Raw genomic sequence first — 26,957 nt, 5'->3', positions numbered from 1 at the left:
GCTCAGTGATTCATGTTCAGGCGCGCATCTCGCGCCGACGGCCGGCTAAGAGCCCGCGAGTCCCCCAACCTCGCGGCACCTCTCGAGGCGGGCCATTTCCGAGAGGTTCTTACTTGACTGACGGTCCTTCGACCCTGCCCACTTTCGCCGAGCTCGGCCTGCCGGCCCCCCTCGTGTCGGCGCTCGAACGCCGCGGCATCAACGCGCCGTTCCCCATCCAGGCCGCCTGTCTGCCCGACGCGATCGCCGGGCGTGACGTACTCGGCCGCGGCCAGACCGGATCGGGCAAGACGCTCGCGTTCGGCCTGCCGCTGCTGGCCGCGATCGCCGGCGAGCAGGCCGCCCCGACGCGGCCCCGGGCGCTCATCCTCGTTCCCACCCGCGAACTGGCCATGCAGGTCCAGGACGCCCTCGCCCCGCTGGGCCGCAGCCTCGGGCTGCACACCAAGACCGTCGTCGGCGGCATGTCGATGGTCAAGCAGATCCAGGGGCTGCGCCGCGGCGTCGACGTGCTTGTCGCCACCCCGGGGCGGCTGACCGACCTGATCGAGCGCCGCGAGTGCTCGCTCGCGGACGTGCGGATCACGGTCCTCGACGAGGCCGACCACATGTGCGACCTGGGCTTCCTGCCCGCGGTCTCCAAGCTGCTCGACCAGATCCCCTCCGACGGCCAGCGGCTGCTGTTCTCGGCCACTCTGGACGGTGACGTCGACAAGCTCGTCCGCCGCTACCTGCACGACCCGGTGACCCACTCGATCGCCCCGGCCGCCGCGCCGGTGGAGACCATGGACCACCACCTGTTCATCGTCGACCGCGCCGACAAGCAGAACGTCATCGCGGAGGTCGCCGGCCGTGAAGGCCGCACGATCATGTTCGTCCGCACCAAGCACGGCGTGGACGCACTGGCCAAGAAGCTCGCCCGCGTCGGCGTCCGCGCCGGCGCGCTGCACGGCGGCAAGACCCAGTCCGCCCGCACCCGTACGCTCGCGGAGTTCCGCGAGGGCAAGGTCGGGGTGCTGATCGCCACCGACGTGGCCGCCCGCGGCATCCACGTCGACGACGTCAGCCTGGTCGTGCACGTCGACCCGGCCGCCGACCACAAGGACTACCTGCACCGCGCGGGCCGCACCGCCCGGGCGGGCGAGCGCGGCACCGTGGCCACGCTGGTCGCCCACAACGAGGTGCGCAACACCGAGCGGATGATGCGCCGCGCGGGCGTGCGCGCGCTGCGGTCCAAGGTCACCACCGGCGACGACACCCTCATCCGCATCACCGGGGCGCAGCCGCCGAGCGGCATCCCGGTCCCGCCCGACCCCGAGCCGCGTCCGCAGCGTCGCGGGCCGCGTCCGGGCGGCCGCCGTGACCGGCGTCCCGGCGGGCGGTTCGAGGGCCGTGGGGAGCCGCAGGGCGGCCGCTTCGACGGCGAGTACCGCGAGGGGCGTCCGGCGGAGCAGCGCGACGGCGAACGCCGCGAGGGCCACCGGCAGCGGCGGGAGCCCCGTTCCGGCGGCATGCCGGGCGGTGGCCGTCCCGGCGGCCGTGGCGGCGCCGCACGGCACGACGGCGGCCGGGCCGCCGGTCGGCACGACGACCGCCGCCCGCGCTCCGAAGCGGCGCGCTAGCCGACGGCAACGCGGGGCCCCGCACCAAGAGGTGCGGGGCCCGCTCGACTCAAGATCAGGTCAAGGCGGGCGCCCCGGATCATGCCCGGCGGTCCGGTCACGAGTCCACGCGGTTATCGTGGAACCGCATTCGGTAGCTGAAGAGAGGAGGCAGCGGCGGCTCCTCTCCGACCGGACGGCCGGAGTCCCCACCGCGAGCAGGATGAGCACACCGATTCCGCAATGGCCGGGAGAGCTGGTCCGGCTGGGCGACCGTGAAGTGTTCGTGCGAACGGCGTCATCCCCGCGCGCGGACGCCGAACCCGCATTGTTCGTGCACGGGCTCGCGGGCTCCTCGGCCAACTGGACCGACCTCATGGGACTGCTGTCCGGCGAGCTCGCCGGCGAGGCGGTCGACCTGCCCGGATTCGGCCACTCTCCGCCGCCGCCCGACCGCGACTACTCCGTCGACGCCCACACGATCGTCGTCGCGCGGCTCATCGAGAAACGCGGCCGGGGCCCGGTCCACCTCTTCGGCAACTCCCTCGGCGGGGCCATCGCCACCCGGCTCGCGGGCACCCGTCCCGATCTGGTGCGCTCCCTCACCCTGATCTCACCGGCCCTGCCCGACCTGCGGCCGAGATCCGGTCCCGCGCGGATCCTCGCGGCCACCATGCCCGGCGTGGGTCCCTGGGCCGTCCGGCGGCTGGCGACGCTGCCCGCCGAACAACGGGTGCAGGGCACGTTGGAGATGTGCTTCGCGGACCCGACCGGCCTGCACCCCGACCGGCTCATGGAACTCGTCGAGGACGTACGCCGCAGGGACGAGCTGACCCACAACTCCGAGGCGCTGATCGCGTCGTCGCGCGGCATCGTCACCGCCTACATGCGGCGCTCGCTCTGGCGCTACGCCGCGCGCGTCATCGCGCCGACCCTGGTGATCTACGGACGGCACGACCGGCTCGTCGACCCGCGGATGGCCGCCCGCGCGGGCCGGGTGTTCAAGCGCTCCCGCGTCGTCGTGCTGCCCGACGTCGGCCACCTCGCGCAGATGGAGCGGCCCGAGACGGTGGCACGGGAGTTCCGCGCGATGCTCGAGGACGCCCACCTGCGCCTGCCCGACACCACCGCCGGCTGACGGGGCGGGAACGGACGCCCGCATGCGGCCGACCGGCACCCGTCGGCCAGAGGCGGGGAGCGGGAATGCGGAGACACATGACAGAGTTGTGATGGTCCAGGACGACGGCGTCCGCATCACCGTTCCCGCACGCGCAGGAGACAACCGTGTCGTTGCCACCACTGGTAGAGCCCGCCAGCGAGCTCTCCGTCGACGAGGTCCGGCGCTATTCGCGTCATCTGATCATCCCGGACGTCGGGATGGCCGGGCAGAAGCGGCTGAAGAACGCCAAGGTGCTGTGCGTGGGCGCGGGCGGGCTCGGCTCACCGGCCCTGCTGTACCTCGCCGCCGCCGGCGTGGGCACCCTCGGCATCATCGACTTCGACGTCGTCGACGAGTCCAACCTGCAGCGCCAGATCATCCACGGGCAGTCCGACGTGGGCCGGCCGAAGGCCGAGTCGGCGGCCGCCTCGGTCCGTGAGATCAACCCGCTGATCGACGTGGTCGTCCACAACGAGGCGCTGTCCAACGACAACGTCATGGACATCTTCAGCGCCTACGACCTGATCGTCGACGGCACCGACAACTTCGCCACGCGCTACATGGTCAACGATGCGGCCGTGCTGCTGGGCAAGCCGTACGTCTGGGGCTCGATCTACCGCTTCGACGGCCAGGCCTCGGTGTTCTGGGCCGAGCACGGCCCCTGCTACCGCTGCCTGTACCCCGAGCCGCCGCCGCCCGGCATGGTGCCGTCGTGCGCCGAGGGCGGTGTCCTCGGCGTGCTCTGCGCGTCGATCGGCTCCATCCAGGTCAACGAGGCGATCAAGCTGATCGCTGGGATCGGCGAGCCGCTCGTCGGTCGCCTGATGATCTACGACGCCCTCGAGATGACCTACCGCAGCGTCAAGGTCCGCAAGGACCCCGAGTGCCCGCTGTGCGGCAAGAACCCCACGATCACCGAGCTCCTCGAGGACTACGAGGCGTTCTGCGGCGCGATCTCCGAGGAGGCCGCGGACGCGACCAAGGACTCCACGATCACCGCGCCCGAGCTCAAGGACCTGCTCGACACCGGGGACATCTTCCTGGTCGACGTCCGGGAGCCCAACGAGTACGAGATCGTGAACATCCCCGGCGCGACGCTGATCCCGAAGGGCGAGTTCCTGTCCGGCGCGGCCCTCGAGCGGCTGCCCCAGGACAAGCGGGTCGTCCTGCACTGCAAGTCCGGAGCCCGCAGCGCCGAGTGCCTCGCGATCGTCAAGAACGCCGGGTTCTCCGACGCCGTGCACCTCGGCGGCGGCGTGCTGGCCTGGGTGAACCAGATCGAGCCGGACAAGCCGTCCTACTGATCGGCCGCGACGCCGGAACCGACGACGAGAGGCCCTGGGGCGCCACGCCCTGGGGCCTCCTGCGTCCCACTGGTCCACTCACGTCTCAGTTCTGACCGGCTGTGAGGGATCGCCCAGTAACCTTGTCAGATATGGCGCGAACCTCCGATCCGAGCTGGCCGACGACCGGGCCCGGCGGATGGGAGGCGTGGCGCGGACCGGAGGAGCCACCCCCCGAACCCGTTCCCTGGTACGCCCGCCGCCGCCTCTGGCTGGTGGTGGCGGTCCTGACGACGGTGGGCTACGTCGCGGTGGGCGTCCTGGCCACCGCCCGGGTCTACTGGGAGTTCCACCGCAAGCCGAACGCGTGGGAGCTCTACCGCGCGGCGGGCGAGGAGGTCCGGAACCGCTGGCGCACCTGGCCCGCCGAGAAGATCTTTCCCGACTCCGTCCCGTACACCTCCGAGCAGGGCGGGATCGAGCACGCCGGCCGGGTCGGCATCGCCCCCGAGCGGGGCTGTGACACCGGCATCGACTCCATTACCGCGGCGGTCCTGGTGAGGTACGGCTGCCGGGCGCTGCTCCGCGCGACGTACATCGACCAGATGCAGGGCATCGTCCTCACGGTGGGCATCGTCGCGCTGCCCGACGACCGTTCCGCGCGGCTGGCGGGGGAGTCCGTGGCGCCCACGGATCCCAGTGTGCCGGGGCCGTTCCTGCACGCCCTGGCGTTCCCGCAGACCATCGCCGCCCGGTTCGCCGACACCGCGCGGCAGTTCGCCACGGCCGACCGCGTCGGCCCGTACGTCGTTCTGACCGTCGCCGGACCGGCCGACGGCCGGCCCGCCTCGGCCGTGCGCAAGCCGCACGGCGGCTGGTTCCAGCTCGCACCCGAGGTCGGCCGGAACATCGCCGGCGCCCTCGCACAACCCGTCCAGCCCGACTGCGCCGAGAAGCAGGAGTGGAAGTGCTGAGGCGCGCGCTGACGGCGGGCCTGGCGCTGACGGTCGCCCTGTCGCCGGCACTGCCGGCCGCCACCGCGGGGGCCGACGACGTACGCGCCCGGGAGCAGTGGGTGCTCGACGCCCTCGGCGCCCCACAGGCGTGGCGTACGACCAAGGGCCAGGGCGTCACCGTCGCCGTCCTCGACACCGGGATCGACGGCTCGCACCAGGACCTCACCGGCACGGTGACCACGGGTCCCGACTTCATCCGGGACGTCGCGCCCACTCCCGGCCGGCTCCACGGCACCTGGATGGGCTCGCTGATCGCCGGGCACGGGCACGGGGCGGGCGACGGGGTGATCGGCGTGGCGCCCGAGGCGCGTCTGCTCTCGGTGCGGATGATCGCCGACCCGGCCGAGAAGGGCTACAAGTCTTTCCGCAACGCGCCGGAGTACCGTACGGCGCTGCCGAAGGCGGTCCGCTACGCGGTGGACCACGGCGCCGACGTGATCAACATGTCCCTCGGCGGTCCGAGCGCCGGCACCGACGAGCGCGCCGCCATCGCCTATGCGATCTCCAAAGGCGTGGTCGTGGTCGCCTCGGCCGGCAACGACGGCGATTCCAAGAGCCCCAAAAAGGTCGACAAGGACGGCCTGACGCGGCTGTCCTACCCCGCCGCGTTCCCCGGCGTCATCGCGGTCGCGGCGGTGACGCGCCGGGGCGTCGCGGCGAAGTTCTCCGACCGCAACGCGAGCGTCCAGGTCGCCGCGCCCGGCGCGGACGTCGTCGGCGCCGGGCCGGGCGACCACTACTGGATCGGCGAGGGCACGAGCCAGGCCGGCGCGCTCGTCTCGGGCGTCGTCGCGTTGATCCGGGCCCGCCACCACGACATGCCGCCCGCGCTGGTCGCCCAGGCGATCACCGCGAGCACCAAGGGCCGCCCGGCCGCCGGGTACGACGAGAACGTCGGCTTCGGCGAGGTCAACGCCCCCGCCGCGCTGGCCGCCGCCGACCGGCTGCAGGGCTATCAGCTCAGCGCGAACGGCAAGACCGGCCGGTTCGACGACGGGCCGATGCGGCCGGTGCAGGTCGAGCGGCACCCACCGGGGCTCGTCTTCCTGGGCGGCTGGATCGGCGTCGCCGCGATCTTCGGGTTCGCCGGCGCCCTGACGACGACCGTGCTGTACATCCGGCGCGTACGCGTCCGCCACGGATCGGAGGACGACGGTGCGGGGTGACCCGACGGAGTACGCCGAACGCGTCCTCGACGTCGTCGAGCGGATCCCGCCGGGCCGCGTCATGGCGTACGGCGACATCGCCGAGTTCCTGGGCGAGGGCGGACCACGGCAGGTCGGCCGCGTGATGGCGCTGTGGGGCGGCGGCGTGCCCTGGTGGCGCGTCCTCCGGGCCGACGGCTCACCCCCGCCCGGCCACGAACAGCGCGCCCTGAAGCACTACCGCGCCGAGGGCACCCCGCTCCGCGGCGACCGCGTCGACATGCGCCTGGCCCGCTGGACCGGCGACACCGCCGAAACGGGCTGAACACAGACGAAGCGGCCCCCTCCCGAGGAGGGGGCCGCTCTGGTGTCACGCCGTTCAGGGCCCGTCGACTGACGGGTCAGGAACGGCGCTCACCGAACCGCAGTTCTGGCCGCGGTCCAGCCGTGTCACCTCTTGAACCAGCCCCGGATCTCCGACTGGTCCGAGACGTCGGCGCGGGTCGCCGCGGTCGCGTCCGCGATCTCACGCCGCGTCGTGGAGGGCGGCTCGGCGGCACGCCGGTTGCTCTGGCGCACGTTCCGGGCGGCGGAGCGCATCGACGACTGCCCACGGTTCTTGTTCGTGTCAACCATTTCGGGTCCCTCTCAGTTGTCGTGGTGCCTCGGACAGAGGCACGCTCTGGGGATCACCGTCCTGCAGTCGGCCGGATCCGCAACCGCGAACGCAGAATTTCGCGGCCGCCTTGGAGAACGAACGAAGCGGCCCCCTCCTGAGGAGGGGGCCGCTCTGGTGTCACGCCGTGCCGGGCCCGTCGGCTGACGGGTCATGCACGGCGCTCATCGAACCGCAGTTCCGGCCGCGGTTCAGCCGTGGTCAGCTCCGAAGGTGGTCGCCGAGCTTCTTGGCGCCGTCCTGGATGTCGGCCCGATGGGTGGCGAGACCCCGCTCGGTCGACCGCGTCGCCTGCCGCGCCTGCTGCTGTGCACTGTCGAGCGCTGTCGGCCGCTGGACGCCCGACTTGCCCAGGTTGGGCTTGGCCATGATGGCCCCTCTCGTTGTAGTGGTGCCCCTGGAACAGAGACACTCTCTGCAAGAGAGCGTCCGGCCGTTGATCGGATCGGCAACTGCGATCACGAAAAATGATCGATTCAGCCCGTCTCGCTGTGGAGGGCGGCGGCGCGGGAGCGGGCGGCCGCCATGGCCTCGTGGTAGCGCGTCTCCCAGTCCGAGGCGTCCGCCGGGATCTCGGCGACGACGTGCCGCCCCAGCTCCCGCCCATCGGCGACCTGCCGGACGAACACGACGGTGACGCCGTCCCGCAGCTCCGTCGCGGCCTCCCAATCCGGCAGCCGATCCGGAGCCGGCCGGCGGAAGGCGGCGAGGAGCAGCGCGACCAGCAGGACCGCGACCAGCAGGACCGCCGGAAGTGCGAGGACGCGCATCGGGACCTCCTACCGGCTCGGGAGCGAAACGTGGTCGTTGCCCGGCGCGTACACCGTGATGCCCTTCGGCAGCGCCTTGAGCTTCTCGATGTCGGCGCAGGTCGGGCACTTGTTGTAGCCCTCCTGGCGGGCCCGGTTGGCCTCCGCCTCGGCGCGGGCCTGCGCGACCTGGGCCTGCGACTCCGTGACCTTCGCGAAGGCCGCCTGTGCGCTGTCCACGGCCTGCTGCACCTGCTCCGGCAGCGTGATGCGGGCCAGGTTGAAGTGCAGGTTCGTCAGGAAGGGCAGCCCGAGGGTCTGCTCCAGGTCCTGTTCGAGGCTCGTGTTGATCGCGTTCTGCACCTTGGCGATGTTGGCGTTGTTGCTCTGCACCTTCAGCGACGTCTGCTGCTGCTTGCCGCCGGAGTTGTTCTGCACGAGCGCGCAGGAGGAGACCAGTTCCGCGCAGCGGAAGCTGTTCACCTGGGTGCGGAGGTCGTTCTCGATGACGGGCCGGACGATCTGGTCCAGGAACCCGGACCAGCCCTCGTCACCGTCGTAGGCGTACCGCGTCTTGCCGTCCGCGCCGGTGAACTTGCGCGTGCCGAACTTGTCGTCGAACTTCCGCAGCGTCGCGTGGTCGAGGTTCAGGGTGAAGTAGAGCGTGCCCTCGATGCCCATGTTGACGCCGTCGCTGCTCGGCACCGTCACGACGTCCACGCCCGTACGCTCGCCGCGCCCGGAGTCTGAGGTGATCGTGTAGAACCGCTGCTGCGCGGGGTACTTGTGGGTGTGCGACCACCACCCGATCCAGGTCAGCCCCGACCCGGGGTCGATGATCTGGCGGATCCTGTTGTTGTCGAACATCCCGCCGTTGCGGACGACCGCCACCTCGCCTCCGGAGGTGCGCTCGAACGACCCGAAGAAGCCGTTCAGCGTCGGCACCGCGACGACCAGGAGCACCACCGCCGCGACGATCGCCTTGCCACGACTGATACGCCCCAAGGGACGAGGAATCTTCTTCGAACCGGCCACCGAAACTCCCGAAAAGGCTGATGAAGCGGGATCAATCCCTACGTCAGACGCCAGACCACAGAACCCGGTTCCGCCCCGACGCTGCCGTCGCTGTCGCCCTCACAACGCGGGCATGAAGGGCGCTCTGCCGTCACCGACGACGGCAGAGCGTCCACACCGACGGCGGGGTGGCCGCATTTCCTCGGGCCTCCGCCACGACAGGGCGAAAACCCGGTGACACCGCGACCCCGAGAACTAATTCTTGATGTCAGCCGATGGGGAGGAGGGCCCGCATGACCGAGCAGGACTTCGACGCGGATGGGTTGTTCGACGACGACTATCTGCACTTCTTCGCCGAGCCGCTGGACGACCGGGCGGACGCGGAGACCGACCTGATCTGGCGGCTGCTCGACCTGGAGCCGGGCATGGAGGTGCTCGACCTCGCCTGCGGGCACGGCCGGATCGCCAATCGCCTGGCCGAGCGCGGCTGCCGGGTGACCGGCCTGGACGCCACCCCGGCCTTCCTCGAACGCGCGCGGCAGGACGCCGAAGCCCGTCAGGCGCCGGTCACGTACGTCGAGGGTGACATGCGCTCGCTGCCCTGGGAGCGGCGGTTCGGCCTGGTGATCAGCTGGTTCACCGCGTTCGGCTACTTCGACGACGAGGACAACCGCCGGGTCCTCGCCGAGGCGGCGCGCGTCCTAGCGCCGGGCGGCAGGTTCGCCGTCGAGCTCAACAACCGGGACTGGATCATCCGCAACTTCCAGCCCGCCTCGATCATCGAGCGAGAGGACGACCTGCTGATCGACCAGCGCACCCTGGACCCGTTGACCGGCCGCGCGGTCACCGAACGCACGGTGGTCCGTCAGGGCCGGGTCCGCCGAATTCCCTTCTACGTGCGCATGTTCACCTTCACCGAACTGCGCGACTGGCTCCTCGCCGCCGGCTTCCGCACGGTGACCGGTCATGGCGACGAGGGCGGTCCACTGACTCCGGACAGCCGACGAATGATCGTCGTCGCGCAGACCTGACGGCTCCCTACGCCGCGCGGTCGACGCGCGCGGCGCCGCGGGCGAAGGCGCGGCGGACGCGGGCCGCCGACTCCTCCGGGCGTTCGGTGATCTGCCGCCAGGTGAGGCGGACGACGGTGAAGCCCAGCTCCTCGAGCCGCTCCTGCTTGAGCTTCTCCGTTCGCAGCCGCTCCGGAGAGGTGTACTTCACCAGACCGTCGGTCTCGGCGATGGTGCGCCGGTCGGGCCAGAGGAAGTCGACCTCGGTGAAGATCTCGTCGTCCTCGCCGACCAGGACGCCGACCTCGGGCGGCGGCAGGCCCTGCTCGGCGAACATGACTCTGGTGATCGATTCCAACGGGCTCCGGGCGCGAGGGTGCGCGAAGTCGACGACGGCTCGGGCCCGTTCGATCCCCGGCCATCGTGCGCAGTCCTCGACGACGCGGATCAGTGCCTCGCGGCCGGTGCGGCGGAGGAACAGCGCCGAGTCCGCCACCACGACGCCTTCTCGAAACGGCAGCGTACGCGCGAGATCCACCACCGTACGCGCCGGTGTGGTCAGCGGAATCCCGCGCTCCGACCGCAGGTGATCGCGCGGGAGAGTGGCTCGTTCGACGCGTATCCCCCTGTGCTTCCCACGGCCCGGCGCCTCGGCCGGCCGGGTCAAAGTGACGACGTCGGGTGGCGGTTTCAGCGTCTCGATGCCGTGGATCCTCGCGGCGGACCGGTGGCTTGCGACGGCATCCGGTCGGCGGAACGACAGGATCGCGGCCGCGACGTCGATGGCGTGCCGGTCGATGACGTCGGAGGCATCCCAGAGTGCCCTGGTCACGTAAACGCCCCGTCGCCGGGCGAGCCAGCTGCCCGCCGCCAGCCGGTCGCGGATCGCCCGCGTCCCGTACCCGGCGGCGAGCGCCTGCCGCCGGCTGAACACCCCACCCTGCGCCGTGGCCAGCGCCATGAGTTCCGCTCGCATATCCGTAGCATCGCCCCCATAGACGAGAGCCGTGGGGCCCCGGACGCCGACTGTGGATGACCACTAGAGATTGCCGTCGGCAGTGACCTGTCATAAGCGGCGAATCGGATAATTCCCCGTCACCACCGGCGGCAAGGAGGCCACGGCGGCGGCAAGGAGGCCACGGCGGCGGCACAGGGGGGGTGGCTGCTTAGAATCCGGCCTATGCGGCGGACCAGTAGCACTGTGGTGGTGGTTGCGGGGGAGGGGGCGGACAAGGTCGTGTCCGGGCTCGCCGGCCTGCACAACGTACGGGCGCTCGTCAGCGGGGACCGTACGCCCGCCGAGGTATCCAGGGCGATCGCCGGGGCCGGCACGACGTACGTCGTGCACGACGCCGATCCACTCGGCGAGGTCCGCGACGCGTGGGTGGGCTTCTTCGACCAGGCCGCGCCGCACGGCGGTCTGGAGGTGGCCATCGAGTCGGCGCTGGGCGGGCTGGCCGCCGAGCGGCTGCTGCTGCCGGACTACTACGTCGTCCTCGCCCCCGAGGGGATGTCGCCGACCCGGCGGCACTGGTGGCTGGGCGTGCTGGCGGGCGCCGCGCCGAGCCGGGTGGTTCCGGCGGACGCGTCCGTCGCCGCGGTCAGCGACGCCCTGGCGCACCTGGCCGCGGGCCGCTGGTGGCCGGCGGACCTCCCCGGCTGGCTGCGCGGCCTGCCCAAGGTGGTTCCCGACCGGGCCGGGCTCGGGCTCACTCCAGGCATGGGCGCAGGTCCCGCGGCGGTCTGATCCCGCCGAGGTACCGCGAGAGCGCGGCGACGAGCAGCCCGCACAGGGCGGCGAGCAGGTGGCCGAGGGCCCAGACGGTGTGGTTGGAGATCACCGGCCAGACCACTCCGACGGCCAGCGCCGCGATGCCGGCCATGAGCCACCAGCCGCGCATCAGCAGGACGGCCGCGACGCAGCCGGCCACCATGATGTAGCTCACGCCGACGTCGGTCGTGTGCGCCAGGCGGTGCGACGCCCGGCCGGTCTCGATCGCGTGGAGTTCCACCAGCGCGGTGAGCAGGGTGCCAAGGACGTGGCCGGAGAGACAGATGAGGATCATGCGGGGCGGGCCGTATCGCCGCTCCGCCCAGGCGACCACGGTGACGAACGCGAGGATGTACAAGGTCAGGCCCGCGCCGCGGTCCGCGACCCACAGGGCGCTGTCGGCCAGCACCGCGATCGGGGCGTGGTGCAGCCGGACCAGGTTGGTGCTGTTCATGCGGGTGAGCACGTCGACGAGGTGCGGCGGCGTCGTCCGCTGGACGAGCGTGAAGGCGGTGAAGACCGCGACATAGGCGAACGTCGCCGGCGCCGACAGGATCCAGGCGTGCAGCCACCGTGTGTACGGGGACAGCCCGTCCACGGCCCGCCGCGCGCCGGGCCACAGCAGGCTGAGCCAGCACAGGAAGTACCAGGCCAGCGCGAGGATCGACACGGCCAACAGGATCATCGGCGCCTCCCCCGGACATCGGTGGCCCCACCGGGGCCCGCGGCCGCCGGTCCCGGTCCTGCGGAGCGCGTCCACCGCGGCCACATCGACGACATCACCGCAACCCTGTCACGATCACCCCCGATGATCTGCTGCAATCACATATGTGTCAGCAGCGTCCTACCGCCTCGTCCGCCGCGCCGGGCCCGCGCAGTCGCCGCCGCCGGTGCTCGACGAGCACCAGCGGCGGGTCGTCGCGCACGCGGGCGGGCCGCTGCTCGTCCTGGCCGGGCCGGGCACCGGCAAGACCACCACGATCGTCGAGACGGTCGTCGACCGGATCGAGAACCGCGGCGTCGACCCCGAGCGGGTGCTGGTCCTGACGTTCGGCCGGAAGGCCGCCGGTGAGCTGCGGGAGCGCATCACCGGCCGGCTGCGACGCACCACGCGCACGCCGCTGGCCCTGACGTTCCACTCGTACGCGTACGCGCTGCTGCGCCGGGAGGCGGTCCTGGACGGGGAGGAGCCGCCCCGGCTGCTGTCCGGCCCGGAGCACCTCCTCGAGGTCCGCCGGCTGGTCCACGGCGAGGTCGCCGACGGCGCACGGGACTGGCCGGCGCGGCTGCACGAGACGCTGAAGACACGGGGGTTCGCCGAGGAACTGCGGGACTTCATCCTGCGGGCCGCCGAGCGCGGCCTCGGACCCGCCGATCTGGTGACGCTGGGCCGCGGCCATCACCGCGACGACTGGTACGCCGCCGGTCGGTTCCTGGACCGGTACGAGCAGCGCTTCGACGTCGACCCGATCATCGCGTACGACTACGCGGAGCTGGTCCGGGCCGCCGCCGGGCTGCTCACCGACGAGGACGTACGACGGCGGGAGCGCGCGGCGTACGACGTCGTCCTGGTCGACGAGTACCAGGACACCGACCCGGCGCAGGAGTACCTCCTCCAGCAGCTCGCCGGGGGCGGGCGGGACCTCATCGTCGTGGGCGACCCCGACCAGTCGATCTACGGGTTCCGGGGCGCGGACGTGCGCGGGATCCTGGAGTTCCCCCACCGGTTCCGTACGGTGACGGGCGAGGAGGCGCCCATCGTCTCCCTGCGGACCTGCCGCCGCATGGGCCCGGTGATCCTGGAGGCCTCCCGCCGGGTCGCCGCGCGGCTGCCGCTCGGCGCGCTGGCGGGGGAGCATCGCGAGCTGCTGCCGGTGGAGGCGGCCGACGACGACGGCGCGGACGCGCGGGCGGTGCGGGTCGTCGAGGCGGACAGCGCCAACCAGGAGGCCGCGCTGGTCGCCGACGAGCTGCGCCGCGCCCACCTGCTGGAGAACGTCCCCTGGTCGCGGATGGCCGTGCTCGTCCGGTCCGCCGTGCGGCAGGTACCACCGCTGCGCCGCGCGCTGGCCGCCGCGGGCGTGCCCGTGGTCGTGGCCGGTGACGAGGTGCCGCTGGTCAACGAGCCCGGCGCCCGGCCGTTCATCGTGCTGCTGCGTGCGGCGCTGCGGCCCGCGCTGCTCGACGAGGAGGCCGCCGAGGAGCTCGTGCTGGGCCCGCTGGGCGGTGCGGACGCCCTCGGCCTGCGGCGGCTCCGCCGCGCCCTGCGCGACCTGAGCATGCTGTCCGGGGACGAGAAGGCCGACGCGCTGCTCGTCCGCGCGCTGAACGACCCGCGTGAGCTCCTGCTCATCCACCCGAAGGTCCGCGAACCGGCCGAGCGCGTCGCCGGGCTCATCGCTCTCGCCCGGGAGACCGTACGTGGCGGTGGCGGGGCCGAGGACGTCCTGTGGGCGGTGTGGCAGGAGAGCGGCCTGGCCGACCGGCTCCTGGAGCAGAGCATGCGCGGCGGGGCCCGCGGCGCGGCGGCCGACCGGGACCTCGACGCGGTGGTCGCGATGTTCGACATGGCGGCGCGGTTCACCGACCGACTGCCGCAGGCCGGCCCGGAGGTGTTCCTCGACGACCTGGCCTCGCAGGAGATCCCCGGCGACACCCTGGCCGAGCAGGCCCCGCAGGGCGAGGCGGTGCGGATCCTCACGGCGCACCGGTCCAAGGGCCTCGAATGGGACCTGGTCGTCGTCGCGGGCGTGCAGGAGGGCCTGTGGCCCGACCTGCGGCTGCGCGGCTCGCTGCTGGGCAGCGAGGAGCTGATCGAGGCCGCGACCGGCGTGGCCGACCCCGACAGTACGGGGGCCTCCCTTGCGGCGAAGATGCTGGAGGAGGAACGGCGGCTGTTCTACGTCGCGGTGACGCGGGCCAAACGGCGGCTCGTCGTGACCGCCGTCGGCGGGGAGGACGCCGAGGACCGGCCGTCGCGGTTCCTCCGTGAGCTGGTCCCCGACCCCGCCGAACACGCCCAGCTCGACGAGCGCACCCGGTGGCTCTCCCTGCGCGCCCTCGTCGCGGACCTGCGCGCCGCGATCGCCGACCCGAAGACACCCGCGCCGCTGCGCCAGGCCGCGGCCGGGCACCTTGCCCGGCTCGCCCGCGCCGGCGTCCAGGGCGCCGACCCGCGCGACTGGTATCCCCTGACGGAGCTGTCCGATCCCGGGCCGGCGTTCCGCGAGGACGAGACGCTGGTGCTGTCGCCGTCGCAGGTCGAGACGTTCGAGAAGTGCGGCCTGCGCTGGCTGCTCGCCTCCTGCGTGGGCGCGGAGGACGGCGGCGCGGGGGAGTTCGCGACGATGGGGCGGGTCATCCACGCGGTCGCCGAGCTCGTCGCCACCGACGAGGCGGTGAACGACACCGACATCGCCAAGCGGCTCGACGAGATCTGGGACGACCTGGACTTCCGCAGCGCCTGGTACTCCGAGAAACAGCGCGAACAGGCCGAGAAGATGATCGACAAGTTCCTGGCCTGGCACGACCGCGCCGACGCCCGCGAGGTCGTCTCGATCGAGGAGCCGTTCAGCATCGACCTGGGCCGCGTCGTGATCCGCGGCCGGATCGACCGCGCCGAGCGGGACGGCGACGGCCGGGCCTGGATCGTCGACATCAAGACCTCCAACTCGCCCGTACGCGAGGACGACCTCGCCCGCCACCCGCAGCTCGGCGTCTACCAGCTCGCCGTGATGCTGGGCGCGTTCGCCGACAAGGGTCTGATCGAACCGGGCGGGGCCGAGCTGGTCCAGGTCGGCAAGGGCTCCTACGCCGCCCGGGTGCGTGTCCAGACGCAGCAGCCGCCGTCGGCCGACGAGGACCCGCAGTGGCCGCGTAAACTCGTCGACCGCGTCGCGGAGGGCATGGCCAGCCCGGTCTTCGAGGCCCGCCGCGACGACCACTGCCGCACCTGCCCCGTCCGCGGGTCCTGCCCGGCGCACGACGCCGGCGGCCAGGTGGCGCCGTGACCGTCCCGTACGACCGGGGAACGCCGTGATCAGTCCGCAGGAGCTCGCGCAGCGGCTCGGGGTGCCCGAGCCGACGCCGGACCAGGCCGCCGTCATCGAGGCGCCGCTCGCCCCGATGGCGGTCATCGCCGGCGCGGGCTCCGGCAAGAGCGAGACGATGGCGGCCCGCGTCGTGTGGCTGGTCGCCAACGGGCTCATCCGGCCCGAGCGGGTGCTCGGCCTGACGTTCACCCGCAAGGCGGCGACCGAGCTGGCCGACCGCGTACGCCGGCGGCTCGACCAGCTCCGCGAGCACGACGACCTGATCGACCCGGAGATCCTCGACGGTGAGCCGACGGTGTCGACGTACCACGCGTACGCCGCGCGGCTGTTCGGCGACCATGCGCTGCGGGCCGCCCTGGAGCCGACGATGCGGCTCGTCACCCCGGCCGTGGCCTGGCAGATCGCGGCGCGCGTCGTCGACGCGTACGACGGGCCGATGGGCGCCGTCGAGTGGGGGCCCGACACCGTCACGAAGGCGGTGATCGGGCTGTCGGGGGAGCTGTCGGAGCACCTGCGCACCCCCGAGGACGTGCGGAGGATCGGCGCCTGGCTGAACCAGCGGGTCGCCGAGGTCAAGAAGCCCACCAAGAAGCACCAGGGCCGGATCACCGACGCCCAGGCGACCCGCGAGCAGCTCATGCCGCTGGTCGAGGCGTACCAGCGGGCCAAGGCCAGGCGGGAGGTCCTCGACCACGGCGACCAGATGGCCCTCGCCGCGCGGATCGCCGCCGAGCACCCGGAGGTCGGCCAGATCGAGCGCTCGCGCTACGCCGCCGTGCTCCTGGACGAGTACCAGGACACCAGCCACGCCCAGCTCGTGCTGCTCAAGTCGCTGTTCGGCGGCGGCCACGCGGTCACGGCCGTCGGCGACCCGTGCCAGTCGATCTACGGCTGGCGGGGCGCGAGCGCCGGGAACCTCCTCGGCTTCGTCCGCGACTTCCCGAACGGCGAGCGGCCCGCGCCGATGCGGCAGCTGTCGACCAGCTTCCGCAACGGCGAACGCGTCCTCGACGTGGCCGCCCGCATCCAGGTCGAGCTGCGCGAGGAGGCCAAGGACGTCCCACGGCTGTGGCCCGGCGCCGCGCAGCAGGGCCGGGGGCGGGTCGAGTGCGCGCTGCTGGAGACCGTCGAGGACGAGGCCGAGCGGCTCGCCGACCGCATCGTCCGTCTGCTGCGGCAGCCGAAGGACCTCGCGCCCGACGGCGAGCCCTGGGAGAAGACGAGCCGCCACGGCCCGGGGCTGCAGCCGTCCGACATCGCCGTCCTGGCCCGGAAGCGGGCGCAGTTCCCGCTGATCCGGGCGGCGCTGGAGGCGCGCGGCGTCCCGGTCGAGGTGGTCGGCCTCGGCGGGCTGCTCACCGTGCCGGAGGTGCAGGACGTCGTCGCGACCCTCCGGGTCGTGCACGACCCGACGGCGGGCGCCTCACTGGCCCGGCTGCTCACCGGGCCGCGCTGGCGCCTGGGCCCCCGCGACCTGGTCGCCCTCGGCCGCCGCGCACGCGAACTCGCCCGCGAGGCGGCCCGCGACCTCGACCCCGGGGCCGGGCCCCGAACGGACCCGGAGCCGTCCGTGAGCGGGCGCGCGTCGTCCGGACCGGGGAGCGCGGGGAGCGAAGCGACGAGGGAGGACGGCGCGTTGGGCGCCGCCGACCCGCTCCGGCAGGTCGTGCAGGAGCTGAACGACGAGAACGGCAGCCTCGTCGATGCCCTCGACGACCTGGGCCCGGCGGAGCACTTCAGTCCGGAGGGGTACGCCCGGCTCGAACGCCTCCGCGACGAGCTGCGCGTCCTGCGTCGCCACGTCGGCCTGCCGCTGCCCGACCTGGTGACGGAGGTGGAGCGCACCCTCGGCCTGGACATCGAGGTCGCGTCCCGGTCCGGCCTGGACCCGGTGACCGCCCGCGCCGACCTGGACGCGTTCGTCGACGCGGCGGCGTCCTTCGCGGGCGACGCGGAGGACCCGACGCTGGGCGCGTTCCTCGCCTACCTCAAGGCCGCCGAGACGGAGGAGTTCGGCCTGGAGGCGGGCCGGGTCGGCGAGACCAACAGCGTCAAGCTCCTCACCGTGCACGCCGCCAAGGGCCTGGAGTGGGACGTCGTCGCCGTTCCCGGCCTGGTCTGGAACCCGACGAGGGCCGAGACGCCCGGCGCCGGCTCGGTCTTCCCCGCCAAGCCGCAGAGCTCCTCCCGCTGGACGGAGAACGCCCGCATCCTGCCGTATCCGCTGCGGGGCGACCACGCCGACCTGCCGCCGCTGACCGGCCTGCAGAAGGACGACGTCGAGGGGTTCAACGCCGCGACCGCCGACCGCGACCTGCGCGAGGAGCGCCGCCTGGCGTACGTCGCCGTGACGCGTGCGCGGCACCTGCTCATCGCGACGGGGTACCGCTGGGGCACCGCGAGCCGTCCACTGGAGCCGTCGCCGTTCCTGGCGGAGATCCGGGAGGCGTGCGAGGCCGGGGCCGGCCAGGTCGGCTACTGGGCCGAGGAGCCGCTGGACGAGGAGAACCCCCTGCTCGCCGAGCAGGAGACCGCGTCCTGGCCCGCGCTCCCGGAGGGCGAACGCTACGACGCGGTCGCCGAGGGCGCCCGGATGGTGCACGACGCCATGCAGGGCAGGCTCCGCCTCGGATACGTTCCGCTGTCGCCGCGCGACCGCCGCCGGGCCTCCGCCTGGGCCCGCGACGTGGAACTGCTGCTGGCCGAACGCGACCGGTCCCGAGGCGCCGACGGCCTGGCGGTCGACCTGCCCGCCCACCTGTCGGTGTCGTCGCTGGTCGCCCTGGCCCGTGACCCGGCGGCGCTGGCCCGGCAGATCCGCCGGCCGCTGCCCCGGCCCCCGGCCCCGTACGCCCGGCGCGGCACCGCCTTCCACCGCTGGCTGGAGTCCCGCTGGGGCCAGCAGCGGCTGCTCGACCTCGACGACCTGCCCGGCGCCTCCGACGAGGGGGCCGGGGGCGACGACGAGCTGGAGACGCTGCGGGCCGCGTTCGAGCGCAGCGCCTGGGCCGACCGCGAACCCCACGAGGTCGAGGTGCCCTTCGAGACCATGATCGGCGACCGGCTGGTCCGGGGCCGGATGGACGCGGTCTTCCGTACCGGCGACGGCGGCTACGAGGTCGTCGACTGGAAGACCGGCCGCCCGCCGACCGGCGAGGAGGCACGGGTGGTGTCGGTGCAGCTGGCCGCCTACCGGATCGCCTGGGCGCAACTCGCCGACGTCCCGGTCGAGAAGGTCAGCGCCGCCTTCCACTACGTCGCGGCCAACGCGACGATCCGCCCCGCCGATCTCCTCGACGCCGACGGCCTCGCCGCCCTCCTCGATCGGATCCCCACCGGCTGAGCGGCGGGCCGAGCGCCTGGACCATCCGGCCACGGCCGGCCCGGCCCGACGCTTCGGCGCTTCGTGCGGACGTCTCGGCGGTTCGGGTGGACGTTCCGGCGGTTGGGGCGGATGCTTCGGCGGTTCGGGCGGGCGCTCCGGCCGGCGCGGCGATCGCGTCGCCGCGCCGGCCGGAGCGCGTCGACCGGTCAGTGGAAGACGGGCTTCATGGCGTAGACCCGGTTCGGCTTGTTGTAGCCGAAGAAGACCCGGGTGCCCCGGCCGGCGGGCGCGACGGCGAGTCCCTCGCTCTCGCCGGTCAGCGCAATGTCGATCGCGTCGAGGATCCGGCCCTGCCGGTTCAGCACGGTGATCCTGTTGTTGGTGTAGTAGAGGATCTTGTCACCGGCCATCTCCAGGCCCTGCGGCACGCCCTGGTACGGCAGGGGGAAGGTCGACCGGACCTGACCGTTCAGGTCGGCGAAGCCGAAGACGAAGGGTCCCTGGTCGCCCGGTCCCGCGTGGACGAGAAGACCGTCGCGCCGGTTGTCGACGGCGACGAGTCCGGAGTTGCCCAGCGACGCGAAGTCGATCGTCCGGACGATCGACGGGTCGTCCGCCGCGATGTCGACGACGTGGACCTTCGTGGGGTTGGTGCCGCCGCCGGTGGCGACGTACAGCATCCCGTCGGCGTCGCGGAAGCTGAGCTCGGCCGCGTGGCCGACGGCCAGCGGCCGGCTCTCCTTCAGCTTGGTCCCGGAGCGGTCGTACTCCCGGATCACCCCCATGCCGTTGCCGACGTCGAACCCGACGTAGAAGCGGCCGCGCCGGTAGGCGAGCCCCTGCATGTTGTCGGTGTCGGGCACGTTGAAGACGAGGTCGAACTTGTACGCGCGGGCGGACGCCGGGGCCGCTCCGGCGACGAGCGCCGTGGCGCCGACCAGGCCGGCGCCTCCGGCGTACGCGAGCAACCTCCGTCGGGTGATGGGTGGTTCGGGTCGCATGCTCCTCCTGCCGTCGCCTACCTCTGATATCAACGAGAGACATATAACGCTCTCGACTGATTAATTAACAGAGTTTGTAACAGGGAGGCTTCTCGCGGTCAAGATCGCGTCGCCATCGGGGTCACCCGTCGAGGTCGCCCGCGATGTCGAGGTGGCGGCGAAGTTCCTCGTCGAGTTCGAGGTCGGCCGCAGCCAGGGCCTCGTCGAGCTGCTCGACGGAGCTGACGCCGACGACCGGGATGACCGGCGGGTCGCCGCCCATCAGCCAGGCCAGCACCACCTGGTTGACCGTGGCGCCGATCTTGTCCGCCACCTCGCGCAGCGCGGCCAGCCGCGCCGGCGTGCCCGGATGGTCGTACGCAGGGAGCAGCGGCCGGTCCGGCCGCGCGTAGGCGCCGCTCAGCAACGGGCTGTAGGCCCACAGGCTCATGTCCGGCTCGCTCCGGACGTAGTCCAGGGTCTCGGCGTCCACGTTCCCGAACACGTGGTCGTCCGGAGCGGTGACGTCCAGGCGAGGCCGCAGGTAGGAGTGGCGGAGCTGAAGGCAGGTGTAACCGGGACGCCCCTGGCCCCGGGCGGTGGCCCGGGCCCGCTCGACCTTCCACAGGGCGTAGTTGCTGGCGCCGACGACCCCGACCGTGCCCTGCTCGACGAGCGACGCGAAGGCGTCCACGGTCTCCTCGATCGGTACGGTCCGGTCCTCGACGTGCGCCCAGTACACGTCGATGCGGTCGGTGCCCAGCCGGCGCAGACTGCCCTCCACCGCCGACCGGATCGCCCCGGCGGACAGCCCTTCACCGCTCTCCCGCCAGCTCGTGCCGGGGACGGTCGGCTGCGCCCCGACCTTGCTGCTGATCACCACCTGGTCGCGAGCGCCACGGTCGGCCAGCCAGCGGCCGAGCACCGCCTCGCTCTCCCCACCCGCGCCGTTCTCCGTCCAGAAGGCGTAGTTGTCGGCGGTGTCGATGACGGAACCGCCTGCCTCGACGAAGCGGTCGAGGATGGCGAACGCCGTCGCCTCGTCGGTCCGGGTGCCGAACCACATGGCGCCGAGGCACAGCGCGCTGACGGTCGTTCCGTCGGCCAGAGTTCGTTGCCGCATCATCGCGTCCTCTCGAGAAGTGATCGGGAACGCGCCACACTCTGCGATCTGGAGCGCGCTCCAGGTCAAGCCGGAGGCGCATCCTGGAGCTTGACCTGGAGTGCGCTCCAGGTGTGATCATCAGTGGTGTGACGTTCTATTCACCGGCCCAGACGGCGGAGAAGACCGGCTTCAGCATCGACACGCTCCGCTACTACGAGAAGATCGGTCTGCTCGACCGGATCGACCGCACGGCTGCCGGCCGGCGCCGCTTCAGCGCCGACGACCTGGGCTTTCTCGGCATCCTGCGCTGCCTTCGCGACACCGGGATGCCGATCGCGGAGATGCGGCGCTACGCCGAGGTGAGCAGGTGCGGCGAGGAGACGTTCGAGGAGCGCATCGCCATCCTCGAGGCCCATGACGAGCGCATCGACCGTCAGATCGAGACGCTCCTCGCCCAGCGGGAGCACCTCCGAGACAAGATCCGCTACTACCGCGAAGCCTCCCGCTGACCGCTCCGCGCCCCCGCCGAAGGCGGCCGGCCGCCGTTCACGCCCCAGCGGTGGCCGGGGTCTGGGTGAGCGTACGAAGTGCTCGGTGATCGAACGGCCACATCCGACATTCGGCGCGAGATCCCAGGCGCGAACCCGCTTCACCGAGCGTCTCGCGCGCCGTCGCCATCGGTTAAGGACCGCACACGTTACGCATTTCGCCTGATTGGCCGTTTGCCGCCAGATGGGCGGTAACTGGCAAACCACGGCTTGTGTCCGTCCGTCCTACACGCACCCCCTACGGACGGGAGACGAAGATGCGTCATCGGACATCGGCCTTGATCCTCGCCGCCGCACTGCTGCTGGGCGGATGTAAGGCGACCGCGACCGGCGCAGGGGAGGCGGCCACGCCGTCCACCTGGCCCGGCGGTCGCACGACGACGGCCGACTCGCCCACTGCGACCCCTGAGTCGTCGCCTCCAATGGGGTCGCCGGAGCCGACGGACGGGGCCCATCTGGGCGGAACGCGTACCCCCAAGCCGCACGTGCCCGAACCACGCGTGCCGAAGACCCACCGTGCGACGAGCCGTCCGAAGCGCACCCATTCGGCGCCGAAGGCGCCGGACCATCCGGCCGGCGCGACGGCTCGCTGCAACGACGGCACCTACTCGTACGCCGCCCACCACCAGGGCGCGTGTTCACACCACGGCGGAGTCGCGGTCTTCTTCCGCTGACCGCGACCGGCATGAGGCGAGAGCGGCGGATGGCCGGAAGGCTCGGCGAACGAGTGGTCCGACCGGGCATTCCGCGCGTGGTTCAAGCTACGGCCCGGCTTCCCCGGAGACTCACGTACACACAGCTCGAAAACCCGTTGGCCGACGCCATCGGCGACCATCATCCTGCGGGCATGGATCACGCGGAGGTACTGCTCATCGGAGGACGCGCGGGCGTCGGCAAGACCACGGTGGGCTGGGAGGTCTCGGCGCGGCTGCGTGCCGCGGGGGCCGCCCATGCGGTCATCGACGGCGACTTCATGGGGCAGGTGCATCCGGCACCCGAGGACGACCCCGACCGGTCGCGGATAACGGAGCGCAATCTGACCGCGGTCTGGGGCAATTTCGCCGCTCTCGGCCATCGCCGCCTCGTCTACGTCAACACCCTCTGCGTGCTGCCGGAGGCGGCGGGCATGTTCCGGCGCGCCATGGGCGCGGACGCGCGCATGATCCGCGTCCTGCTCACCGCCTCCGATGCCACGGCCGGCCGGCGCCTGACAGGCCGGGAACTCGGCTCCGAGTTGCGGGACGAGCTGACGGCGAGCTCCCGCAAGGCGCGGCTGCTCGACGCCGAAGCGCCCGCGGACACCGTGCGGGTCGCGACCGACGACCGGTCGGTGATGGACATCGCACGTGAGGTCGTGGCTGCGACCGGCTGGATCGGTGGTGAATCCGCCGTCGACGGCCGGGCGGCCGTCGGCTGAGGGCCGTGCACGTTACCCATTTTTAGGCCGCACGGCCTCGCGTGGCCGATGTCGGCCGACCAAATCGGAAGACGTGTGATTGATCACATTATGTAGCTACAGTCTCACTGTCCGCGTCAAGGCATCACACCCTCCTGGGAGGTTCCCGATGGATGCACGTCTCGATCGGATCAAGGCCGCGTTCAACGCGCTCGACACGGACGCCAACGGCTACCTGGAGGCGGACGACTTCGACAGGCTCGCACACCGGATCACCAGGGCCTTGGACGTGCCGGAGAACTCGGCCAAGGCGCAGGCGCTCCACACGGGCTGCCGGCGCTACTGGCAGGGCCTGGTCGGCACCCTCGACCAGAACAACGACGGAAAGCTGAGCTACGAGGAGTACGCCGAGTTCCACGAACCCGCCGACTACGAGGCGAACGTCCGGCCGTACGCCGACGCCCTGACCGCGATCTGCGATCGGGACGATGACGGCTTCGTCCAGCACCCCGACTTCGTGCGGGGAATGCAGGCCGTCGGATTCCCGACGGAGAACATCGAGGCGCTCTTCCAGGCGTTCGACCCCCACGGGACCGGTCGGGTCGCCACGAGCGAGTGGCGGACCGCCATCGAGGAGTTCTTCCTCGCCAGAGGCGGCCACGCCGTCGGTGACACGTTGGTCTGACGCGCGTCGCGTGCGGCCGATGCCGAGCCGATGCCCGCACCGGGCATCGGCTCGACGCCCGCACCGACCGCCGCCTCGCGGCTAGATGGCGAGTTCGCCGACCGTATGACGGGCCCGAGAGGAGAAACCCATGGCCGACATCACCGGTGTCGAAGAAGGCGTCGGGCTGACCGCCCTCATGGTCGCCGCGGCGCGGGCGATCGAGACCCACCGTCATGACACGCTGGCGCAGGACGTCTACGCCGAGCACTTCGTGCGCGCGGCCGGGGCGTCCGCGGGCTGGCCCGTGCGTCCGCAGCAGGTTCCGGACGGCGAGGTCGATCCGTTGTGGGGCCGGCTGGGGCGCTACTTCGGCCTGCGGACGCGGGTCTTCGACGACTTCGTCCTGCGGCGGACGGGCGAGGGAGCCCGGCAGGTGGTGCTGCTCGGGGCCGGCCTCGACACGCGGGCGTACCGGCTCGACTGGCCGCCCGGCTGCAGGATCTTCGAGATCGACCAGAAGGGCGTTCTCGCGTTCAAGGACCGCGTGCTCGACGGGCTGGGCGCCGTGCCGAAGACCCAGCGCACGACGATCGCGGCCGACCTACGCCACGATTGGACCAGGGCGCTGACCGACGCGGGCTTCGACCCGGCCGCTCCGACCGTCTGGTTCGCCGAGGGGCTGCTGCTCTACCTGCCCCCTGCCGCCGAGCGTGCCCTCATCGCGGCGGTGGACGCGCTGAGCGCGGCCGGGAGCGCGCTGGCCTACGAGATCAAACTCAGCCCCGAGTCGACGGCCGTCCGCGAGAGCCCGATCTACTCGGTGGCCAAACGGACCGGCATCGACCTCATCGCCCTGTTCGACCGGGAGCCGCGGCCCGACTCCGCCACAGACCTGGCAACCCGGGGCTGGCGTACGTCGGTCCACACCGCGTTCGACTTCACCCACCGCTATGGGCGCGGCCCCCTCCCTGAGCCTGGGCGCCCCGACGCACTGGCCGCCAACCGCTGGGTCTTCGCGACCAGGCCTTGATCGCTCACCTTCGCCAGACCCCCGCACCAGGCCGAACGATCAGCCCTACACGCTGCAATTCGCGCACGGCAGCGCCCTCGCAGGAGCGACCGATAGAGAAGACATCACCGACCGCGGCTACTGGGGTCTGCTCCCCGGACTCACGTCAGGCCGCCACCACCTGGTGATCCGCAGGCAGATCTCCGCGGGTCTCTCACAGGTCGAGTGGACGCTCACCGCGTCATAGGCTTGCCTGGCGTTCTCGTCGCTGCGAACAGGTCACCATTGGTGTCGCTGGGCCGATCGACACACAGCTCGACGCATTCACCATTTGCATCGCTGTAGGAGCTCTTCCGCCAGATGTGGGGCTCCACTCGCAGGCCCATGTTGCGTCCTACTCTTTCGAGCTGCACCTATAGCTCCTTGGCCGTAGAAGCGATCAGGGATGCGGATTTGGCTGGGCTCAGCGCCGTCGCCTGCAACATCCCATATGTCCGACTGTACCGGCGGACCTCGTGTTGGCTCTGGAGTACGAGCCCACTCGTCGCCGTCTCCAGGTAGACCATTCCGAGGTCGTCGTTCGCCTTGAAGACCAGCAGCACGAAGTCGCCGTTGACGGCTGGATGCGCACCTGCTGCGAACGGAAGTACTTGGATCTTGACGTTGGGGAGGCTGCTCAGCTCGGCGAGCCGTTGAAGCTGTTCCTTCATCACCTCTGGTCCGCCGACCTGGCGGTGGAGGACGGCTTCGTCGAGGATCACTTGAAGCGTGACGGGATTTTCTTTCCGAGTGATGATCTCTTGTCGTGCCCGTCGGATGTCGATCCTTCCGCCGACATCCACAACGCCCTCGACGTCGGTTGCTTCGATCACCGCCTGCGCATACGCATCGGTCTGGAGAATGCCGGGGAGGATTTGGCTGCGCCAGTGGCTGATCGTACGAGCCCCGGCCTCCGCCGCGATCAGCAGGTCGAACTTCGGCTTCAGTCCCTTGCCGGAGAGTTTCCTCCACCAGTCGGGCTTGCCGGAGAAACCGGCGCGCGCGAGCGACAGAAGCTCCTCCCGCTGCCCTTCTTCAATCGAGGTGTGTTGGCCGAAAAGATCAAGAAGGCTTCGAACGTCCCTAGCCTTCATTCCGCGTTCGCCGTGCTCGACCCTTGACATCCACGACTGATCGAACTCGAGTTCTCTCTCGATGTCCTTCAGGCTGAGCCCCGTCTGCTCCCGAAGTTTCGCCAGCTCAACGCCCAATATGAGTCGCTGAACGTACGCACTTGGGTTGCCCACGAGCGCCTCCTTCACGGTCAGGCTGAACAGTCTGGTGGTGACGGCCGTACAGGAGCAACCGAAACACGGCTAGGCAACTTGTCTGAGGCAGCTTGACAGAGTGCCCCCTGTCCAGGTCATGCTGTCTAGCAGTCATCGCATCGATGCGCTCCGTGATCGACATCGCTGTGGGGGAGGTGCACCGCCCCCGCATGGCTCGGCCGGTTACCGGAGCCCTTAATACTCTGCACGGAATCGACAGAAAGGATATTCATGGCATCGGCCCCACTTAGTGGTAGGGAGACGCCCAACATGGGCGGCAATGCACTGGAAGCGCTCGCGGATTTGCTGCGGGCGGAGGGGTGGTACGCGCGGGTCATCGCCTCCGAGGAGCAGGCGGCTTTACTGCGGGTCGTGAATCCCCTCGCGCCGCCGCTGAACGATGACCTTTCGCTGCGGCAGGATCAGGCGGGGCTGTGGTGGTTCTGCTGGTCGTTCGGTGACCGGATCGCCCACATCGACAACCTCGACATCGCCGCCGCCCGCATCACCCAGGTCCTCGGCTGCCCCGAACCCTGATCAAGCCACCGACCGCGGCCGGACTTTCCCCCGTTGCCCGGCCGCCGCGGTCACCGACACTCCTGGAGGCCCTAGAAATGTCCCCCGAATGCACCGCCGGCCCATCGCGCGAACAGCAATGGTCCTGCCGCCTCGACGGCGACCCCTACGCCGTTGTCACCGCCCGCTCCCTGGCAACCGCCGTCCTGCTCGGCTGGGATGCCGACCTGGTCGAGGACGTCGTCCTGGTCACCAGCGAACTGGTCACCAACGCCATCGCCCATGGTGCCGCCCCCGTGGTCTACGCCCTCACCGTACGGAAGGGGGAGGAGCCGGCCATCGTCGTCGAAGTCACCGACGCATCGGCGGACCTGCCCGTACAGGACCTGCCTGGAGAAGTCGGCCACTTCGGCCTGTGGATCGCCGAAGAACTCGCTCGCGTCACCGTCCACCCCGCCCCACCCGGCAAGACCGTACGCGCCACCTTCGACGTCCTCGACACGAGTCTCCGCCCGTCTTCCCTTCAGTAACGCCGTCTCGTACGTGGACGCTGAAGCTTGAGCCTGTTGTAACCCAGCCCGCGCGGGCGGCGAACGCGCACAGCTCAGATAGGTCGCCGCGCAGCGGA

At 71.5% G+C, this 26,957-nt stretch carries 27 protein-coding genes; 17 read left to right on the top strand and 10 right to left on the bottom strand.

The window, feature by feature from the left end; all coding sequences use genetic code 11:
* The first annotated feature begins 113 nt into the window (after window positions 1-113).
* The 6 genes from ABD978_RS15295 (at window position 114) to ABD978_RS15270 (ending at window position 6,529) form a co-directional block, all read left to right on the top strand.
* The gene (locus ABD978_RS15295; protein WP_345354026.1) at window positions 114-1,622 is read left to right on the top strand and encodes a DEAD/DEAH box helicase; all 1,509 of its coding nucleotides are present in this window, start codon (window positions 114-116) and stop codon (window positions 1,620-1,622) included.
* Between the two features lie 202 nt (window positions 1,623-1,824).
* Window positions 1,825-2,739: an alpha/beta fold hydrolase gene (locus tag ABD978_RS15290; RefSeq protein ID WP_345354024.1), complete on the top strand. Its 915-nt coding sequence runs from the start codon at window positions 1,825-1,827 to the stop codon at window positions 2,737-2,739.
* Between the two features lie 146 nt (window positions 2,740-2,885).
* The gene (gene moeZ / locus ABD978_RS15285) at window positions 2,886-4,064 is read left to right on the top strand and encodes an adenylyltransferase/sulfurtransferase MoeZ (RefSeq protein ID WP_345354022.1); all 1,179 of its coding nucleotides are present in this window, start codon (window positions 2,886-2,888) and stop codon (window positions 4,062-4,064) included.
* A gap of 131 nt (window positions 4,065-4,195) precedes the next feature.
* The gene (locus ABD978_RS15280) at window positions 4,196-5,017 is read left to right on the top strand and encodes a hypothetical protein (RefSeq protein WP_345354020.1); all 822 of its coding nucleotides are present in this window, start codon (window positions 4,196-4,198) and stop codon (window positions 5,015-5,017) included.
* Window positions 5,005-6,225 (top strand): S8 family serine peptidase, encoded by a 1,221-nt coding sequence (locus ABD978_RS15275; protein WP_345354018.1) that lies wholly within the window; start codon window positions 5,005-5,007, stop codon window positions 6,223-6,225. Before ABD978_RS15280 ends, ABD978_RS15275 begins: the two co-directional genes overlap by 13 nt.
* The gene (locus ABD978_RS15270) at window positions 6,215-6,529 is read left to right on the top strand and encodes an MGMT family protein (RefSeq protein ID WP_345354016.1); all 315 of its coding nucleotides are present in this window, start codon (window positions 6,215-6,217) and stop codon (window positions 6,527-6,529) included. Before ABD978_RS15275 ends, ABD978_RS15270 begins: the two co-directional genes overlap by 11 nt.
* Before the next feature lie 125 nt (window positions 6,530-6,654).
* Here the strand turns inward: ABD978_RS15270 and ABD978_RS15265 are convergent, their stop codons facing one another.
* From ABD978_RS15265 to ABD978_RS15250, 4 genes are all read right to left on the bottom strand, one after another.
* Entirely contained in the window at window positions 6,655-6,840 is a 186-nt protein-coding gene (locus ABD978_RS15265; protein ID WP_345354014.1) for a hypothetical protein, read from the bottom strand.
* Window positions 6,841-7,081: 241 nt separating this feature from the next.
* A complete protein-coding gene (locus ABD978_RS15260) occupies window positions 7,082-7,249 on the bottom strand; it encodes a hypothetical protein (protein WP_345354012.1) in 168 nt (55 codons plus the stop codon).
* 107 nt (window positions 7,250-7,356) lie between these two features.
* Window positions 7,357-7,650: a hypothetical protein gene (locus ABD978_RS15255; protein WP_345354011.1), complete on the bottom strand. Its 294-nt coding sequence runs from the start codon at window positions 7,648-7,650 to the stop codon at window positions 7,357-7,359.
* 9 nt (window positions 7,651-7,659) lie between these two features.
* The gene (locus ABD978_RS15250) at window positions 7,660-8,634 is read right to left on the bottom strand and encodes an SPFH domain-containing protein (protein WP_345354010.1); all 975 of its coding nucleotides are present in this window, start codon (window positions 8,632-8,634) and stop codon (window positions 7,660-7,662) included.
* Between the two features lie 302 nt (window positions 8,635-8,936).
* Here ABD978_RS15250 and ABD978_RS15245 point away from each other — a divergent pair, with 302 nt between their 5' ends.
* Window positions 8,937-9,674: a class I SAM-dependent methyltransferase gene (locus ABD978_RS15245; protein ID WP_345354009.1), complete on the top strand. Its 738-nt coding sequence runs from the start codon at window positions 8,937-8,939 to the stop codon at window positions 9,672-9,674.
* Window positions 9,675-9,681: 7 nt separating this feature from the next.
* Here the strand turns inward: ABD978_RS15245 and ABD978_RS15240 are convergent, their stop codons facing one another.
* A complete protein-coding gene (locus ABD978_RS15240) occupies window positions 9,682-10,629 on the bottom strand; it encodes a type IV toxin-antitoxin system AbiEi family antitoxin domain-containing protein (protein WP_345354008.1) in 948 nt (315 codons plus the stop codon).
* 204 nt (window positions 10,630-10,833) lie between these two features.
* Between ABD978_RS15240 and ABD978_RS15235 the strand changes: the two genes are divergently transcribed.
* On the top strand, window positions 10,834-11,400 hold the full coding sequence (locus ABD978_RS15235) for a hypothetical protein (protein ID WP_345354007.1): 567 nt from the start codon (window positions 10,834-10,836) through the stop codon (window positions 11,398-11,400).
* Here ABD978_RS15235 and ABD978_RS15230 read toward each other — a convergent pair.
* The gene (locus ABD978_RS15230; protein WP_345354006.1) at window positions 11,363-12,109 is read right to left on the bottom strand and encodes a rhomboid-like protein; all 747 of its coding nucleotides are present in this window, start codon (window positions 12,107-12,109) and stop codon (window positions 11,363-11,365) included. The genes ABD978_RS15235 and ABD978_RS15230 overlap by 38 nt on opposite strands.
* Window positions 12,110-12,254: 145 nt before the next feature.
* Here ABD978_RS15230 and ABD978_RS15225 point away from each other — a divergent pair, with 145 nt between their 5' ends.
* Together ABD978_RS15225 and ABD978_RS15220 are read left to right on the top strand one after the other, a co-directional pair.
* The gene (locus ABD978_RS15225; protein WP_345354005.1) at window positions 12,255-15,434 is read left to right on the top strand and encodes an ATP-dependent helicase; all 3,180 of its coding nucleotides are present in this window, start codon (window positions 12,255-12,257) and stop codon (window positions 15,432-15,434) included.
* A gap of 25 nt (window positions 15,435-15,459) precedes the next feature.
* Window positions 15,460-18,819: an ATP-dependent helicase gene (locus ABD978_RS15220; protein ID WP_345354004.1), complete on the top strand. Its 3,360-nt coding sequence runs from the start codon at window positions 15,460-15,462 to the stop codon at window positions 18,817-18,819.
* Between the two features lie 188 nt (window positions 18,820-19,007).
* Here ABD978_RS15220 and ABD978_RS15215 read toward each other — a convergent pair whose 3' ends face one another.
* Both ABD978_RS15215 and ABD978_RS15210 read right to left on the bottom strand, forming a co-directional pair.
* On the bottom strand, window positions 19,008-19,802 hold the full coding sequence (locus ABD978_RS15215) for a hypothetical protein (protein ID WP_345354003.1): 795 nt from the start codon (window positions 19,800-19,802) through the stop codon (window positions 19,008-19,010).
* Window positions 19,803-19,923: 121 nt separating this feature from the next.
* Window positions 19,924-20,904: an aldo/keto reductase gene (locus ABD978_RS15210; protein WP_345354002.1), complete on the bottom strand. Its 981-nt coding sequence runs from the start codon at window positions 20,902-20,904 to the stop codon at window positions 19,924-19,926.
* A gap of 128 nt (window positions 20,905-21,032) precedes the next feature.
* On the opposite strand from ABD978_RS15210, the gene ABD978_RS15205 reads away from it, so the two are divergent.
* From ABD978_RS15205 to ABD978_RS15185, 5 genes are all read left to right on the top strand, one after another.
* Window positions 21,033-21,395, top strand: a complete 363-nt coding sequence (locus ABD978_RS15205) for a MerR family transcriptional regulator (protein ID WP_345354001.1) — start codon at window positions 21,033-21,035, stop codon at window positions 21,393-21,395.
* Window positions 21,396-21,691: 296 nt separating this feature from the next.
* On the top strand, window positions 21,692-22,108 hold the full coding sequence (locus tag ABD978_RS15200; RefSeq protein ID WP_345354000.1) for a DUF3761 domain-containing protein: 417 nt from the start codon (window positions 21,692-21,694) through the stop codon (window positions 22,106-22,108).
* 173 nt (window positions 22,109-22,281) lie between these two features.
* Window positions 22,282-22,851 (top strand): ATP-binding protein, encoded by a 570-nt coding sequence (locus tag ABD978_RS15195; protein ID WP_345353999.1) that lies wholly within the window; start codon window positions 22,282-22,284, stop codon window positions 22,849-22,851.
* 148 nt (window positions 22,852-22,999) lie between these two features.
* Window positions 23,000-23,515 carry an EF-hand domain-containing protein gene (locus ABD978_RS15190; RefSeq protein ID WP_345353998.1) on the top strand — a complete coding sequence of 172 codons (516 nt, stop codon included), beginning with the start codon at window positions 23,000-23,002 and terminating at the stop codon, window positions 23,513-23,515.
* A 130-nt stretch (window positions 23,516-23,645) separates the two neighbouring features.
* Entirely contained in the window at window positions 23,646-24,527 is an 882-nt protein-coding gene (locus ABD978_RS15185) for an SAM-dependent methyltransferase (RefSeq protein ID WP_345353997.1), read from the top strand.
* A 212-nt stretch (window positions 24,528-24,739) separates the two neighbouring features.
* Here ABD978_RS15185 and ABD978_RS43900 read toward each other — a convergent pair whose 3' ends face one another.
* Window positions 24,740-24,892, bottom strand: a complete 153-nt coding sequence (locus ABD978_RS43900) for a DUF397 domain-containing protein (RefSeq protein WP_364431557.1) — start codon at window positions 24,890-24,892, stop codon at window positions 24,740-24,742.
* 27 nt (window positions 24,893-24,919) lie between these two features.
* Complete coding sequence (locus tag ABD978_RS15180; RefSeq protein WP_345353996.1) at window positions 24,920-25,807, bottom strand: helix-turn-helix domain-containing protein; 888 nt, start codon at window positions 25,805-25,807, stop codon at window positions 24,920-24,922.
* Window positions 25,808-26,083: 276 nt separating this feature from the next.
* Here ABD978_RS15180 and ABD978_RS15175 point away from each other — a divergent pair, with 276 nt between their 5' ends.
* Entirely contained in the window at window positions 26,084-26,350 is a 267-nt protein-coding gene (locus ABD978_RS15175; RefSeq protein ID WP_345353995.1) for a hypothetical protein, read from the top strand.
* 77 nt (window positions 26,351-26,427) lie between these two features.
* Window positions 26,428-26,859, top strand: coding sequence for an ATP-binding protein (locus ABD978_RS15170; protein WP_345353994.1), 432 nt, complete (start codon window positions 26,428-26,430; stop codon window positions 26,857-26,859).
* Window positions 26,860-26,957 lie beyond the last annotated feature (98 nt).

This window comes from Actinoallomurus liliacearum (assembly GCF_039542035.1).
In the GTDB taxonomy this organism is placed as follows: Bacteria; Actinomycetota; Actinomycetes; order Streptosporangiales; family Streptosporangiaceae; genus Actinoallomurus; species Actinoallomurus liliacearum.
The sequence above is the reverse complement of the archived record's forward strand: the minus strand, read 5'-3'. Positions and strand labels throughout refer to the sequence as shown.

Excerpts from the sequence above, each read along its gene's own strand:
- ABD978_RS15240 (WP_345354008.1), bottom strand. The coding sequence starts at position 10,629 with ATGCGAGCGGAACTCATGGCGCTGGCCACGGCGCAGGGTGGGGTGTTC.
- ABD978_RS15230 (WP_345354006.1), bottom strand. The coding sequence starts at position 12,109 with ATGATCCTGTTGGCCGTGTCGATCCTCGCGCTGGCCTGGTACTTCCTG.
- ABD978_RS15215 (WP_345354003.1), bottom strand. The coding sequence starts at position 19,802 with ATGCGACCCGAACCACCCATCACCCGACGGAGGTTGCTCGCGTACGCC.
- ABD978_RS43900 (WP_364431557.1), bottom strand. The coding sequence starts at position 24,892 with ATGGGCCTGCGAGTGGAGCCCCACATCTGGCGGAAGAGCTCCTACAGC.
- ABD978_RS15210 (WP_345354002.1), bottom strand. The coding sequence starts at position 20,904 with ATGCGGCAACGAACTCTGGCCGACGGAACGACCGTCAGCGCGCTGTGC.
- ABD978_RS15245 (WP_345354009.1), top strand. The coding sequence starts at position 8,937 with ATGACCGAGCAGGACTTCGACGCGGATGGGTTGTTCGACGACGACTAT.
- ABD978_RS15190 (WP_345353998.1), top strand. The coding sequence starts at position 23,000 with ATGGATGCACGTCTCGATCGGATCAAGGCCGCGTTCAACGCGCTCGAC.
- ABD978_RS15195 (WP_345353999.1), top strand. The coding sequence starts at position 22,282 with ATGGATCACGCGGAGGTACTGCTCATCGGAGGACGCGCGGGCGTCGGC.
- ABD978_RS15280 (WP_345354020.1), top strand. The coding sequence starts at position 4,196 with ATGGCGCGAACCTCCGATCCGAGCTGGCCGACGACCGGGCCCGGCGGA.
- ABD978_RS15200 (WP_345354000.1), top strand. The coding sequence starts at position 21,692 with ATGCGTCATCGGACATCGGCCTTGATCCTCGCCGCCGCACTGCTGCTG.
- ABD978_RS15235 (WP_345354007.1), top strand. The coding sequence starts at position 10,834 with ATGCGGCGGACCAGTAGCACTGTGGTGGTGGTTGCGGGGGAGGGGGCG.
- ABD978_RS15170 (WP_345353994.1), top strand. The coding sequence starts at position 26,428 with ATGTCCCCCGAATGCACCGCCGGCCCATCGCGCGAACAGCAATGGTCC.
- ABD978_RS15185 (WP_345353997.1), top strand. The coding sequence starts at position 23,646 with ATGGCCGACATCACCGGTGTCGAAGAAGGCGTCGGGCTGACCGCCCTC.
- ABD978_RS15265 (WP_345354014.1), bottom strand. The coding sequence starts at position 6,840 with ATGGTTGACACGAACAAGAACCGTGGGCAGTCGTCGATGCGCTCCGCC.
- ABD978_RS15290 (WP_345354024.1), top strand. The coding sequence starts at position 1,825 with ATGAGCACACCGATTCCGCAATGGCCGGGAGAGCTGGTCCGGCTGGGC.
- ABD978_RS15260 (WP_345354012.1), bottom strand. The coding sequence starts at position 7,249 with ATGGCCAAGCCCAACCTGGGCAAGTCGGGCGTCCAGCGGCCGACAGCG.
- ABD978_RS15175 (WP_345353995.1), top strand. The coding sequence starts at position 26,084 with ATGGGCGGCAATGCACTGGAAGCGCTCGCGGATTTGCTGCGGGCGGAG.
- ABD978_RS15255 (WP_345354011.1), bottom strand. The coding sequence starts at position 7,650 with ATGCGCGTCCTCGCACTTCCGGCGGTCCTGCTGGTCGCGGTCCTGCTG.